Origin of the sequence: Dickeya zeae NCPPB 2538 (assembly GCF_000406165.1) — a bacterium.
Taxonomy (GTDB): domain Bacteria; phylum Pseudomonadota; class Gammaproteobacteria; order Enterobacterales; family Enterobacteriaceae; genus Dickeya; species Dickeya zeae.
The window spans coordinates 2,277,540-2,289,256 of the sequence record NZ_CM001977.1; the positions used below are offsets into that span (position 1 = coordinate 2,277,540).

Consider the following 11,717-nt stretch of genomic DNA (forward strand, 5'->3'; position numbering starts at 1 on the left):
TATTTCATCAACCCAGCAAAAACTTAAATAACCGGTACCACCTTGCCGAACGATTTGTTGAATGACGAGTCTTTAATTTTCCCCTCAGAGAATACAAACAGCATCTTGTGTTTTCCCATATAGGCACCGAACCCGTTCTTCGCATTGATCACCACCGGGACCACCCAGCCAAATGTGACTTTATTCTTTGATGTCAATGAGTCCTTTTCCAAATAACCTTTGTATGGCGTCATAAACGAATAATGCGCGCTATACGGGTCTTTCAGCGCAAAGCTGCAATAGCTGTAAATCTGTTTTTTATAATCTGCCGGTAATGTTCCATAATCCGCCGTTTCAGCGGCCATCCGCATAGAGGCTGACTGATTCGCACAGCCAACCAACGCGACCGACAGCGCAGCCGCGGCAATGATTTTTTTCATTATGTGTAATCCCGTTGATGGTTGTTTCCCATTGCAACATCTCAGGAATCACCTCAACGGCACCTTAACCATTATTCGGTCTCCACATTTTATCCTTAATCTTGCGTACCCCGATGCTCACCTACACATCAGCTGCACTCGCTACGCCGTTAGCTCGACTTCATCGAAGCAGGCCGTTATGATCGCGGTTTCAGTCATACTGGTTTATCTCACGCCTTAACCATAGCGAATCCAGCACCCGACAGTATGCCTGAGTTGACCTCCGGTCAGGGTGCGCTTTACATGGAATATCACGATGAAAAAAGTAGTGCTGTCACTGATTGTCTCGGTTCTGTCGGCGCAGGCATTAGCCGCACCGCAATTGGCAAATTTAAGTAAGCTGGAATATGGCGCAAATTGGGCATTTAACCGCGAAGAGGTTCAGTTGATCTGCCGGGCTAACAACGCGATGTACGTGATTAACCCCAGCACGCTGGTACAGTATCCGCTTAACGACATCGCTCGTGAACAAGTCAGCACCGGTAAAGTAAACGCCAGCCCGTTGGAAACCATCCTTCTGGATGACCCGAAAAACCCAGGGCAAAAAATGAGTCTGCAGCCCTTTATTGACCGGGCACAACGCCTGTGCCAATAGCACATATAGCACGACAGAAAAGCGAGTGGCTCGTCAATATGCAGGTTTGCGTTGGTTGTCACAAAGTGTACAGATTGTTTCGGAATTGACCGCCAAAGCGCGTGCCAAACTGGAAAACAGAGAGGGGTCGTCTACGCTTAAAGAGCAGGTTGTGATGCAACTTGCAACAAATGCCAACTTTTAGCGCACGGCTCTCTCCCAAGAGCCATTTCCCTAGACCGGGCACAGGAATCGTGTTCGGTCTTTTTTTATGACATTGATTTTTAATAAAAACCAACCCGTTTTGCAAATCACGCTTCAGTATCTTGGGAGATTTAACACGTATGAATATAAGGTCAATTAGGGTGTTGCAGTAACCCTTCGTCTTTTAATGCTAAAACCACATGCATCTGTTTATTATATGTATCTGGCCTGGTTGGAATGGTTTCCTTAATCATGACCCATAATTCTTTAGGCAAGTATTCTTTCTCAAAATGATTTAAAATAATTTTTGCTCCTGCAATCGCATAGTCTTTATTTTTTCCTTTTCGTAAAAGATATTTTTTAGGTGCGATACCTTTTACGTATCCGTCCTCGCACAATCCTAAAAATGCTGTTCTAGGACATGGTTTTTCTCTTGCTGATTTATACTCTGTCAAAAGAGCAATCTCTCGTGCCCAGCATTCCCTTAGTTCTTGCCCATTAACATATTTTCTGATCACTGCAACGGCAGTTGGCCCATAAACATCAATGTTCATATCATTACACCTCTATATCGTGATACCTTTTCTTGCTGAGAAATAAAGTGCTTCTGAACCCTCAGCGTATAAGTGTTGTAATACTGTTTCACCAGTGTCTGTTCATGTTGCTATTTTCTTGTTGTTGTGCAGCCTTATTTAGCCAACGACGCAAGAAAATGCTGATAGGTTGCCGTATCCCCACACTCATTATAGGGTGCATAGACCGGTCCGAATGCCCTTACACCAAGAGACGTTACTACGCATCGCCTGCTGGGTGGCCCATGCCTTCAGCCCCTGACATTCCGCATCAACTCTTGCTGACAGTGCGACAATTTGCTGACCGATCAGATGATATTCCTTGTACGCGGTTTTTACCTGGCTACGGGCCTTTTCCAGACGCTTAATTTCAGCACGCAGCAAATCAATATTCTTGCGCACTTGCGAAAATCTCGGTCCATACTTGCATAACAATTTACTGATGTGATTTATCTGGGCTGGCAAATTACGCTCCAACATCATATTGAGCGCCAATTGACAGGCACTATATGCATGATCTAAATCGGAACGAATATTTACCCAATCTGTAATCGCGGCGCGGATCCGTTGTTCGGCCTGACTATCGTGGCGATATTTCGCCATCAGCACATCATAGCCTACTGATTTATGGCGTTGTGCTATAGCAAGTCCACCCAAAATCTGCTCTTTGGTCAGAAGTGCTTGCCCTCTCCCCACATTCAGTGATTCAATACTCATACAGCGCGGATCATGCATCTTAATCAGTTGTTCTATGGTTATGGTCATCTGGTCAGTCCTATTATGATAGCAACTTGATTGTACTGCCCATTACAGGCTGGGTAACTGCTGTTTGCTCATTAAAAATTAACACAAGGAATTTAAATGGAATCAATTAGCAGCGAAATATTTACCATATTAAAATATTTGCTGCCGGGTTTTATTAGTGCATGGATTTTCCACTCATTCACATCATATCCAAAACAAGCTCAATTCGAACGAATAATTCAAGCATTAATTTTCACTGCTTTTATTCAATTCATTGTTATGATGCTCAAAGATTTTTTGATTTGGCTTGGTCAAATTTTAGGTCCTATATTTGGTAGTTGGACAGTAACATCTGATTTTTATTGGTCATACATATGTGCTATTGCAATCGGATTTTCTTTTAGTACATTGGCAAATAACGATAAATTTCATGGCTTGTTAAGGAAATGGAAAATAACTAAAGAAACATCTTATCATTGCGAATGGTATGGGACTTTTAAAGAGAATGAGAATTTTGTTATCCTACATCTAAAAGATGAGCGTCGCATCTTTGGATGGCCCACAGAATGGCCTTCAGACCCAACTAAAGGTCATGTAATCCTTCAAGACCCTAGTTGGGTAACAGATGAGGGTTATAAAGATATGCCAACAGTAAAACTATTCATGGTTAGTGTTAGCGATATTAAGTGGGTTGAATTTCTTCAAGCACAAGCAGGAGTTTCTTATGTCGAGGAAAGCACCAACACCACCACCATATCACCCCAATAGCCCGGTACCAATTGAGAGAGGGAAAAATCCTAACCCTCCTATCTACAAAAGGCCGTCACCACCACCACCACCACCACCACCAAAAAATCATCAGTAATATTGAGGAAATAAAATGAACGATACATCCAAAAGCAATAACTCTGCTGATATTTTAAAATATGGACGCAACCCACCCCCAACAAACTCCAGACCTAAAGCACCTCCAACACCGCCGAAAAAACCAACTCAATAAACTACTGGAGATTAGTGATGAGTAAGGCTACGCCATCAGTTCCGCTCCCTCCTTCTTCGCGAAACGGATTTAATGGCAGCAGGAATCCCCCCCCAGCAACAAATGTTAGACCAGCACCGCCGCCACCGCCGCCAAAAAAAGAAGGGTAATAGACTTACTACTTAATAAGTATTAAAGGGAGAACTTAATGGAAGTTAACAAGAAAAAACGCCAACAGCCTACATTTGATGGAAAAAATCCCCCTCCGCCCCAAAATATTAGGCCATCCCCACCACCCACACCACCCACACCACCCACAAAGAAAACTAACACCTAATATCTATAGGGAATTTATGAACAAAAAAACAATTACTCAACCCAATAAATCTCGAGTTGCTACAGAGGGTCGAAATCCTGATGTTCCTAAGAACTTGGTAAGACCTGCACCGCCTCCTCCGCCTCCTACTCAGAAAGGTAAATGATTCATAAAGGGATAAATCCACCATAAAAAGGTTTTATCCCTTTCCGAAATTTACTATCTCTAGCGATTCTGTTTATGGGCATTACATTACAACGATCGGTCTTGCTTCAGGCACTATTACACCATTTTTCAATTATAAAAAGTTGCAGCTAATTTCCCTTACATGGGAATATCTGAGATAGTAATTCCATTGAAATATCCAATAATGCTCTTTTGCTTTTTTCAAAATTGAAAAGTATAGTTGGATATAAATTTTTAGACATACATCCCTCAGTTATCAAACAGATAATTATATTTTTCAGGGAGTAATGCAAACTCCCCCCATCCAACATGTGAAATGCAAAGGCCAACGCCGTTAACTGTTACCACACCATACATTAATAAAATTCGTCCTCTACTGTCCTCATTGACTCCATGTCCAAGCGAATCCTTATTATTTTGTTTGAAATAAAAATCTTTGTATTCGCCAGCAGAGTTCCAAGCTAGCCTCGTCATTCTTATCGAGTGATCCCTCGGCTTGCTAAAGCTGCTCAATATTTTCGCGTAGTATAGTTTTGGTGTATTCGTCGTGCTCTGTATATTATTTATATTTGTTAATAACCTGTCTAATCTCTCAGCATTTTTCTCACCAGGCAATACGTAATATTTGTAATAGTTCTGATCAAAATTTCTGCATATCCCTGCTACAGTAGTAATCTTCGAGGGCAACTTAAAACTCTGACCTCGGTGACGACCAATAGGCACATCACTAATTTCTCCATCCTGATCTTCAATATGATTTTGATCGTAAACACCATTGTTTCCTTCAGGAATCTCTGGTTTTTCTTTCATAAAGGACTCGACTATTGCAAGCTGATCATTTGCAATTGCCTTCTTGGCCTCTTCTTCTGAACTATATTGTCTCCCTTTAGCCGTCTTTACACGAAGGCTACAATATATATGAGAATAAGATGGTAAATGAGCAAAACTAGGATTTCTACCATCAGTTGCTTTATCTTTGTTTTGAGGCCGTCTTGATAGTGGAGTGGCACATTCAGGACAAAAAATATGATGCCTCATTTCCAGGGTAAATTCGCTGGGTAATACACGTTTTCCATTAGCCTTCAACTCAGGTACTGAATTAGGATCAAACTCCCAACTAGAATGATAAAAGGCAAATTTTATTCTAAAGGTACTCTCATCTTCCATTTGCATACCTCATAGACAAGAATTTTCTTTCCTTCTATACCTTAATAAATATTAAAATACAATTAGTTAGATCATGATTTAAAGAAGTCACGAAATGTCATATATACTGCATGCAACAAAATCTCTTCCCTCTCCCCCACCCGCCAATCATACAGCCCCCGCCCATCAATCACATCATGACAAGACGAACAACCATAGACTGCCCAGAAATCATCGCCTTTAACTACCTTTACCAGTTCCCCGGCATGACGTTACGCGATTACTTTGCAGCAAAGACGATACAAGCTTGGCTTTCGCAGATAGCACCAGAAGAGATGGAAGATATGATGAACCGCTGGGCTGACAACAGTTATGAAATGGCTGATGCCATGTTAAAGGCTCGGGAGGTTTAATAGACCGGCTCGATAACAAATAACAGAGCTGCCCAACCTGCGGCTTTTTTGCTAACCAAAGCCCCTTCCTTACATAAATAAAACGACCAAAATAAGGGCGTGTCTTTGGCATGCCCTTTTCCCGAGGACTGACCGATGACAAAGCTATTAACATTAGAAGAATGGCAAGAAAAAAAATACTCAGAAAAGCCTCCAACCATCCAAAAACTTCAGCGTTGGGCACGTGCAGGGAAAATATATCCAGCGCCAGAAAAGCATGGCAGAGAATACCGCGTTACTGAGAATGCCATTTATATAAACCCTAAAAGTTTTTCACTGGCTAAAAAGGTGATGCAGGAAAACCCAGAGTTATCACCATTGATGGAGAAAATTACTCATGGTTATGGCAAAACGCCCCAAAAGGTATGATGCCAATTTACCCAGAAATCTCACCTACCGGAAGACACGTAAGGCATTTTACTGGAGAAACCCAGTATCCGGGGAAGAAATATCAATGGGATAGATATCTCGCCGAGACGCAATATCCCAGGCAATAGAAGCAAACAATTATATTGAAAGCAACTTTACGCCAGTTGCTTTAATGCAGCGCCTGATAAAGAAGAAGGATGATAGCGAGCCTGCAACAACATTCATGGACTGGATGAAGAGTTATGAATCGATATTGAAACGTAGAGATTTAGCAGATAACACAATCAAGGCCAGAACGAAGCAGATAGGCTATCTATGTAACAAATTTGGGAAAAAGGACATTACGAAAATCACAACAAAGGATATCGCAGAATTTATTAACAGCTATATTGACGCAGGTAAAAATACGACAGCATCAACGATGAGATCGTTACTGGTTGATATTTTCCGCGAAGCGATCGCGAATGGCATCACCACAAACAACCCAGCAGAAGTGACAAAAACACCGAACGTGCGTGTTAAACGCGAACGTCTTACACTTGATGAGTATTGGGGGATTCATGCTGCAGCATGCGCAAATCAGCCAGAATGGGTTGAGTTAGGCATACTGATGGGGCTGGTTACCGGCCAGCGACGTGAGGACATTTGTGAAATGAAAAAGAGCGACATCAGAGAAGGCAGGCTGTGGGTCGTCCAAGGAAAAACAGGGGCGCAAATCTCGCTCCCGCTGGATCTGAAACTGAATGCCGCCAGCCTCACGCTGAGACATGTTGTAGAACGGTGCGTGGCATCAAATAGCAGTGAATACCTGATCGGTTCAGATAGCCGCAAAACAGGCCGCGTGCCTGGAGCTCTTCATCCAGATACACTGACTAAGGCATTTGTTGCTGCCAGAAAAAATTGCGGACTGACATTCACAGATTAGCCACCGACGTTTCATGAAATACGAAGTCTGGCCGGTCGGCTGTATGAAAAGGAATATGGGAAAGAGTTTGCTCAGAAGCTCCTTGGTCATAAATCAATGAAGATGACTGACAAATATTTGGATAGCAGAGAAAAAGAGTGGACGATGCTGTGATTTGTGCCCGAAATCCGTCCGTCGATTTCCGAAAAATCGCGCATGTATATGACATTAAAGGACGGAGAAAGACGGTATTATTGAGTGATTTTTGAGCTAAAAATATCAATTTACCAATAAATATCAATTAGTTAAATCAAAACAGCCGGGCACAGGAATCGTGTTCGGTCTTTTTTTATATCATTGATTTAAAACAAAAAAACATTAGTCGGAACGAAAATGCCCGGAATTGGCCCGAAATTCCGTACCCGGTGTAAATTGCTGCAAGCTGGATATCTACTATTTTTTGTGGCCGAATAATAGGTTAAGAATATATATCACACATCAAGCCGGTTTCCTCCAGTGTCCGTAAAATGTATCACGCTGTTTTTTCCACTATTTCCTTTGTTTTAGCTCCCCCCTGTAAAGTGAAAATATAAGGATTTGAATGTCTTACTATGACATTATAAAAAATGGGATCGATTTAATTAGGTAAAAACAAGGCATCTCCTCTATCAAAAACAGATAAATATACTCTACTAAAAAGACCTCTTAATAAAATGAGCCATCAATAAAAAGGCCCCGACATAGTAGATATTCTCCCATGTCGGGACCATAGCCAGATATCCACAAAGTGGATATGATTACTGCAAATCACCCAAACTACTCGATTAGAAACATACAACCATAACGTTAATATTAGTCTCTACACAAAGCGAGCCAATATGTAGTCGCATAGCCAAGTTAACCAGACACAGGCTGATTTATTTTTGCCATTGTTTATGATTGAAATATCAAACCATAGTGCACTATTCGGTTATTCAATCAATTGAATATCAAACCCAATAATAGTCGTACCAACAGCGTCATAGGTTGCGATCTGTCCGTTCTTTGCCAGAGCAACAAACGCATGCCCCTGGCCTGACGAACCAAGTACAGCATGTCCATACGGTGTAACAGCCAGTGCATCACCCGGTACACCGATTTCATCAAGCGGAGGTGTGGTTCGGGATTGGGCTACAGGGTAATTACCGCTGTTCCAGTCAGTGGTGTTCCACTTACCGTCGCTTCCCAGCCATTGAACTGAAAAATTAAAGACATACGCACCTTTATTATTAACAGTGATTTTTTGCACTTGTCTCATGATATTGTCCTCTATTATTATTAGCCAATACTAATTATTTTATTTATTAGCTTTTCTCATATAGCGTTTCATCACCATACATTAATTAAGACTAGCAGGGTATTTACTTTTTTCAAAAAAACAAAAAACCGAGAGGCATTGATTAATAGCATCATTACTAATGATTAAACCATGATCATGGTCTTAAATAAAAATCAAACCATTAAATATTAAAAAGGAAATGAAATCAGATAATGTAATGAAAGACATGTCGTTATTAAATATGGTTTGATTTTTATTCTTATTTTACTTATCCATTATCATTCCAACAGTAATCTTTCAAAAATAATATAATCATGTAAAAAAGTTGATAACTGCATTACCGCAGACACTCAATGAATGTCTGCGGTAATCGTACTCATTCTTCCCACACGTGGAGGTTACCACTGCGCCATAACTCGCCATCCCAGGAAATCACATCACTCAAATCTTTGCATAGCGTATGCTGCCTTACCCTGGGGGAGCCATCCTGTTTAAACCACTTGTTCACCAATGTTATTGGCCGCGGTGGATAGGCTCTTTTTTTCTCATTAAGCTCTGGTTGCCAGAAATAAATGATGATGGATTCGGCAATCTCAAGAAAGTGTCGGGAGGCATCGTCAGGGTAGACGATAGACCCCAGCCAAAACTCCTGTTCTCTGGTCACCTCAAACGCCTTGTGATGAGACTTAAATCGTCCTACATAGCTTCCTTCGGTAATACCACAGTACTGGATTGTTGCCTCCCGTTCATACTTTCTTTTGCCCGTCACCAGATAGAGGCCATTTCCCCACTCTGGGTTTTCCTGTATATCCGAATAAACGTAAGGGCCGCTCCAGTCAATAATGACGGTAGTGTGTGATGCCATGCTTCCTTTCCTCGCATTACTTGATAAATGATCTGCAAAAATTTTTATTCATTCTCACTGGTCTCGTGACATCGTCATGTCGACTGACGAGCCCCCCCGCCAGCAGTATCAGGTGAAATCAGACAGCTTCTGCCCGGAAACAATCAACTCTTCCAATAACATTTTACGGCGCTCTGGCGGCGTATCGCGGCTAATCATAAAGCAGACAGCCGCTACCGCCTGACCACTACGTGAGCGAATCGGGGCAGCCATGCAACAGGTAAAACTTTCTGATAGCCCTTCCGTCTGGCAATACCCTTGCAGCCCTGCCCGATGAATATCATCAAGAAACGCCTGTTTATCCAGAACGGTTCCATTCGCCAGTCGATAATCCTCTTCTGGGATCAGCTCAAGAATGGCACTATCTGACCAATTGCTCAGTAGCAACCGTCCCGTCGCCGTCCACGGGATGGGAACGCGTACACCGATATCCGAGGTTATCTTGAAGGGATGCGCGTTACTTTCCGATAGCACAACGGTGTATTTATTCCCTTCCAGCATGCAGAGCTGCACGGTTTCACCATGACGCGCAACGAGTTCCACCATGAGTTGGTGCGCCCGACGAATCAAATCATTGTGCGCCATGTAGTCCGCACCATAGTAGTGCATCTCACGCCCGAAGAACACGGCACCATCAGCATCCAGTTCCAACAAGCCAGCCTCACTAAGCAGGCTCACCAGTTCATAGACGCTGGAACGGGGAGCACCTGTTGCGTCAATCAAATCACGCATGGCCATGGGTTTTCTGGAAATATGCAGTTGGCGAAAAATCTCGATGACCCGGTCTACACCGCGCGCCCGTGACGTTTTCTCGTCAGACATAGGCACATTCTCCTGTTGCAATCATGCAATGATAAATACGCTGAAAAAAGAAAGCATCATACACCGCAAGCCCTCGTTAACCCATCCCGATAAAATAATTTTTTGCTCTGAATACCGATAATACCTGCGCTCTATTTTAGTGCCCCAATCCGGCGCAAATAAATAATGTTCGTTAATGAAAACAAAACAATCGGTGTTTTCATCTCTAAAGCTGATATTCGTTTCTCTTATTTTTGGGATCCTGTCAGCAGGATTAAAAATTAAATAGGGATTCCTATATTGCAAAAATAAAAATCCTGTGCAAATCTTGATCTATCCGGTATTGCAGACTCAAGTCTGGTATACCGGACAATAGTGTAAGCAACACCATACCCGAGTTATCACGAATAAGGAGCATGCGGCATGACGATCAAACGCTACGGCATTGAGGGTGGGACCGGTACCGGCGGGCAAAAACTGCCATTCGCACGGGCCGTCGAAGCCGATGGATGGCTGTATATCTCCGGTCAAACGCCTATGCGTAATGGTGAAGTGGTGGAAGGTGGCATCATCGAGCAAACGCAGTTAGCGTTCGATAATTGCCTGACTATCATGCGTGAAGCGGGTTACCGTGTGGAGGATGTCGTCCACGTCACCGCGGTATTAACCGACGCCCGTTACTTCAGTTCATTTAATAAAGTATTCAGTGAAATATTTAACGGCCATCCCCCCGCACGAATTTGTAGCGTGCAGGATTTAGTCGTCGACTGCAAAGTGGAAGTGGATATGAAATGCTTTCGTGCCGATCGCAAGTAATTAATCCCACGCTAAAAACAGGTTAATTATTTTAATTTTATGCGTCAAAACCAGGGTGCCTGTTATTAATAAGCGTTTTCCACTTTTCTGCAAAATAACGGTTTTCATATCATCTCCATTCAATAAGAGAGCATAAAATGAACACAACATCGCTAAAAATAAATACCAGGATCTTTGCCAGCGCGCTGGTGTTGTTGACCCTGGCAGGCTGTACGCCTACCGATGAGAAGAAGGCTGACAACGCTGCGCCGCAGTCTGCCCTTCAAACCGTTTTGCAACGTGGGACGCTACGCGTTGGCGATTGTCTGAGCTTCGCGCCATTCGGCTTTTATGACCAGGCAGGCAATCCTGATGGGTACGATGTGGATTTGGCCAAAGCCCTGGCAAAAGCGATGGGCGTCAAGCTGGAGATGGTCAACACCACCAGTGCCAACCGTATTCCTAACCTGCAGACCAATAAAGTGGATGTCGTGTTTTGTAACTTCACCCGCAACCTGGAACGGGCCAAAGAAATCAGTTTCACCGCCCCGTATGTCGTGGCAAGCGAAGCTATGCTGGTGCGTAAGAACAGCGGCATTCAGTCCGCTCATGATATGGCTGGCAAAACCATCGCCACCGTGAAAGGCTCAACAAACGGCGACGAAGTGCGTAATCTCGGTATCGATGTCAAGATTCAGGAATACGACTCATCCCAGGCAGCCATTCTGGCGGTAAAACAAGGCCAGGCCGATGCGATGATCGAAGATAATAATTTCCTCGCCTATCAAAGTAAGCTCGACCCAACACTGACGGTCACCAATGAAGCATTGGTTCCGCTTGAATACAACGCATTCGGCGTGAAGCAAGGCGATCAGGTCTGGCTGAATTACCTGAATGAATTCCTGTTTGAGATTAATGCATCCGGCCAAAATGCAACGCTGTATCAGAAATGGTTTGGCAGTAAACCTCGCTACCCACTGAACCCACAATATTGA

At 43.1% G+C, this 11,717-nt stretch carries 13 protein-coding genes and 1 pseudogene; 7 read left to right on the top strand and 7 right to left on the bottom strand.

Annotated features, from left to right (window positions below):
- Positions 1-23: 23 nt before the first annotated feature.
- Positions 24-419: a hypothetical protein gene (locus DZE2538_RS09900; protein ID WP_038916238.1), complete on the bottom strand. Its 396-nt coding sequence runs from the start codon at positions 417-419 to the stop codon at positions 24-26.
- A gap of 295 nt (positions 420-714) precedes the next feature.
- Between DZE2538_RS09900 and DZE2538_RS09905 the strand changes: the two genes are divergently transcribed.
- Positions 715-1,053 (top strand): YebY family protein, encoded by a 339-nt coding sequence (locus DZE2538_RS09905; protein WP_038916239.1) that lies wholly within the window; start codon positions 715-717, stop codon positions 1,051-1,053.
- A 335-nt stretch (positions 1,054-1,388) separates the two neighbouring features.
- Here the strand turns inward: DZE2538_RS09905 and DZE2538_RS09910 are convergent, their stop codons facing one another.
- Together DZE2538_RS09910 and DZE2538_RS09915 are read right to left on the bottom strand one after the other, a co-directional pair.
- A complete protein-coding gene (locus DZE2538_RS09910) occupies positions 1,389-1,790 on the bottom strand; it encodes a DUF6979 family protein (RefSeq protein WP_050567522.1) in 402 nt (133 codons plus the stop codon).
- A 189-nt stretch (positions 1,791-1,979) separates the two neighbouring features.
- Positions 1,980-2,573 (bottom strand): TIGR02642 family protein, encoded by a 594-nt coding sequence (locus tag DZE2538_RS09915; RefSeq protein ID WP_023639766.1) that lies wholly within the window; start codon positions 2,571-2,573, stop codon positions 1,980-1,982.
- A gap of 96 nt (positions 2,574-2,669) precedes the next feature.
- Here DZE2538_RS09915 and DZE2538_RS09920 point away from each other — a divergent pair, with 96 nt between their 5' ends.
- Positions 2,670-3,320 (top strand): DUF6338 family protein, encoded by a 651-nt coding sequence (locus DZE2538_RS09920; RefSeq protein ID WP_023639767.1) that lies wholly within the window; start codon positions 2,670-2,672, stop codon positions 3,318-3,320.
- Between the two features lie 962 nt (positions 3,321-4,282).
- On the opposite strand, the gene DZE2538_RS09925 is transcribed toward DZE2538_RS09920, so the two are convergent.
- Positions 4,283-5,200, bottom strand: a complete 918-nt coding sequence (locus DZE2538_RS09925; RefSeq protein ID WP_023639768.1) for a hypothetical protein — start codon at positions 5,198-5,200, stop codon at positions 4,283-4,285.
- A 110-nt stretch (positions 5,201-5,310) separates the two neighbouring features.
- Here DZE2538_RS09925 and DZE2538_RS21070 point away from each other — a divergent pair, with 110 nt between their 5' ends.
- The 3 genes and pseudogenes from DZE2538_RS21070 (at position 5,311) to DZE2538_RS09940 (ending at position 7,078) form a co-directional block, all read left to right on the top strand.
- Positions 5,311-5,592, top strand: coding sequence for a hypothetical protein (locus DZE2538_RS21070; protein ID WP_050568674.1), 282 nt, complete (start codon positions 5,311-5,313; stop codon positions 5,590-5,592).
- Positions 5,593-5,727: 135 nt separating this feature from the next.
- Positions 5,728-6,000, top strand: coding sequence for an excisionase (locus DZE2538_RS09935; RefSeq protein WP_023639770.1), 273 nt, complete (start codon positions 5,728-5,730; stop codon positions 5,998-6,000).
- Positions 5,975-7,078: pseudogene (locus DZE2538_RS09940) on the top strand (site-specific integrase). Before DZE2538_RS09935 ends, DZE2538_RS09940 begins: the two are co-directional and overlap by 26 nt.
- Before the next feature lie 796 nt (positions 7,079-7,874).
- On the opposite strand, the gene DZE2538_RS09945 reads toward DZE2538_RS09940, so the two are convergent.
- The 3 genes from DZE2538_RS09945 to DZE2538_RS09955 form a co-directional block, all read right to left on the bottom strand.
- Positions 7,875-8,201 (bottom strand): hypothetical protein, encoded by a 327-nt coding sequence (locus DZE2538_RS09945; RefSeq protein ID WP_019845033.1) that lies wholly within the window; start codon positions 8,199-8,201, stop codon positions 7,875-7,877.
- Positions 8,202-8,598: 397 nt separating this feature from the next.
- Positions 8,599-9,087 (bottom strand): hypothetical protein, encoded by a 489-nt coding sequence (locus DZE2538_RS09950; RefSeq protein ID WP_019845032.1) that lies wholly within the window; start codon positions 9,085-9,087, stop codon positions 8,599-8,601.
- A 108-nt stretch (positions 9,088-9,195) separates the two neighbouring features.
- On the bottom strand, positions 9,196-9,948 hold the full coding sequence (locus DZE2538_RS09955) for an IclR family transcriptional regulator (protein ID WP_023639773.1): 753 nt from the start codon (positions 9,946-9,948) through the stop codon (positions 9,196-9,198).
- Positions 9,949-10,350: 402 nt separating this feature from the next.
- Between DZE2538_RS09955 and DZE2538_RS09960 the strand changes: the two genes are divergently transcribed.
- Positions 10,351-10,743 carry a RidA family protein gene (locus DZE2538_RS09960; protein WP_016941272.1) on the top strand — a complete coding sequence of 131 codons (393 nt, stop codon included), beginning with the start codon at positions 10,351-10,353 and terminating at the stop codon, positions 10,741-10,743.
- Between the two features lie 137 nt (positions 10,744-10,880).
- Entirely contained in the window at positions 10,881-11,717 is an 837-nt protein-coding gene (locus tag DZE2538_RS09965; RefSeq protein WP_019845030.1) for an ABC transporter substrate-binding protein, read from the top strand.

Excerpts from the sequence above, each read along its gene's own strand:
- DZE2538_RS09900 (WP_038916238.1), bottom strand. The coding sequence starts at position 419 with ATGAAAAAAATCATTGCCGCGGCTGCGCTGTCGGTCGCGTTGGTTGGC.
- DZE2538_RS09905 (WP_038916239.1), top strand. The coding sequence starts at position 715 with ATGAAAAAAGTAGTGCTGTCACTGATTGTCTCGGTTCTGTCGGCGCAG.
- DZE2538_RS09910 (WP_050567522.1), bottom strand. The coding sequence starts at position 1,790 with ATGAACATTGATGTTTATGGGCCAACTGCCGTTGCAGTGATCAGAAAA.
- DZE2538_RS09915 (WP_023639766.1), bottom strand. The coding sequence starts at position 2,573 with ATGACCATAACCATAGAACAACTGATTAAGATGCATGATCCGCGCTGT.
- DZE2538_RS09920 (WP_023639767.1), top strand. The coding sequence starts at position 2,670 with ATGGAATCAATTAGCAGCGAAATATTTACCATATTAAAATATTTGCTG.
- DZE2538_RS09925 (WP_023639768.1), bottom strand. The coding sequence starts at position 5,200 with ATGGAAGATGAGAGTACCTTTAGAATAAAATTTGCCTTTTATCATTCT.
- DZE2538_RS21070 (WP_050568674.1), top strand. The coding sequence starts at position 5,311 with ATGCAACAAAATCTCTTCCCTCTCCCCCACCCGCCAATCATACAGCCC.
- DZE2538_RS09935 (WP_023639770.1), top strand. The coding sequence starts at position 5,728 with ATGACAAAGCTATTAACATTAGAAGAATGGCAAGAAAAAAAATACTCA.
- DZE2538_RS09945 (WP_019845033.1), bottom strand. The coding sequence starts at position 8,201 with ATGAGACAAGTGCAAAAAATCACTGTTAATAATAAAGGTGCGTATGTC.
- DZE2538_RS09950 (WP_019845032.1), bottom strand. The coding sequence starts at position 9,087 with ATGGCATCACACACTACCGTCATTATTGACTGGAGCGGCCCTTACGTT.
- DZE2538_RS09955 (WP_023639773.1), bottom strand. The coding sequence starts at position 9,948 with ATGTCTGACGAGAAAACGTCACGGGCGCGCGGTGTAGACCGGGTCATC.
- DZE2538_RS09960 (WP_016941272.1), top strand. The coding sequence starts at position 10,351 with ATGACGATCAAACGCTACGGCATTGAGGGTGGGACCGGTACCGGCGGG.
- DZE2538_RS09965 (WP_019845030.1), top strand. The coding sequence starts at position 10,881 with ATGAACACAACATCGCTAAAAATAAATACCAGGATCTTTGCCAGCGCG.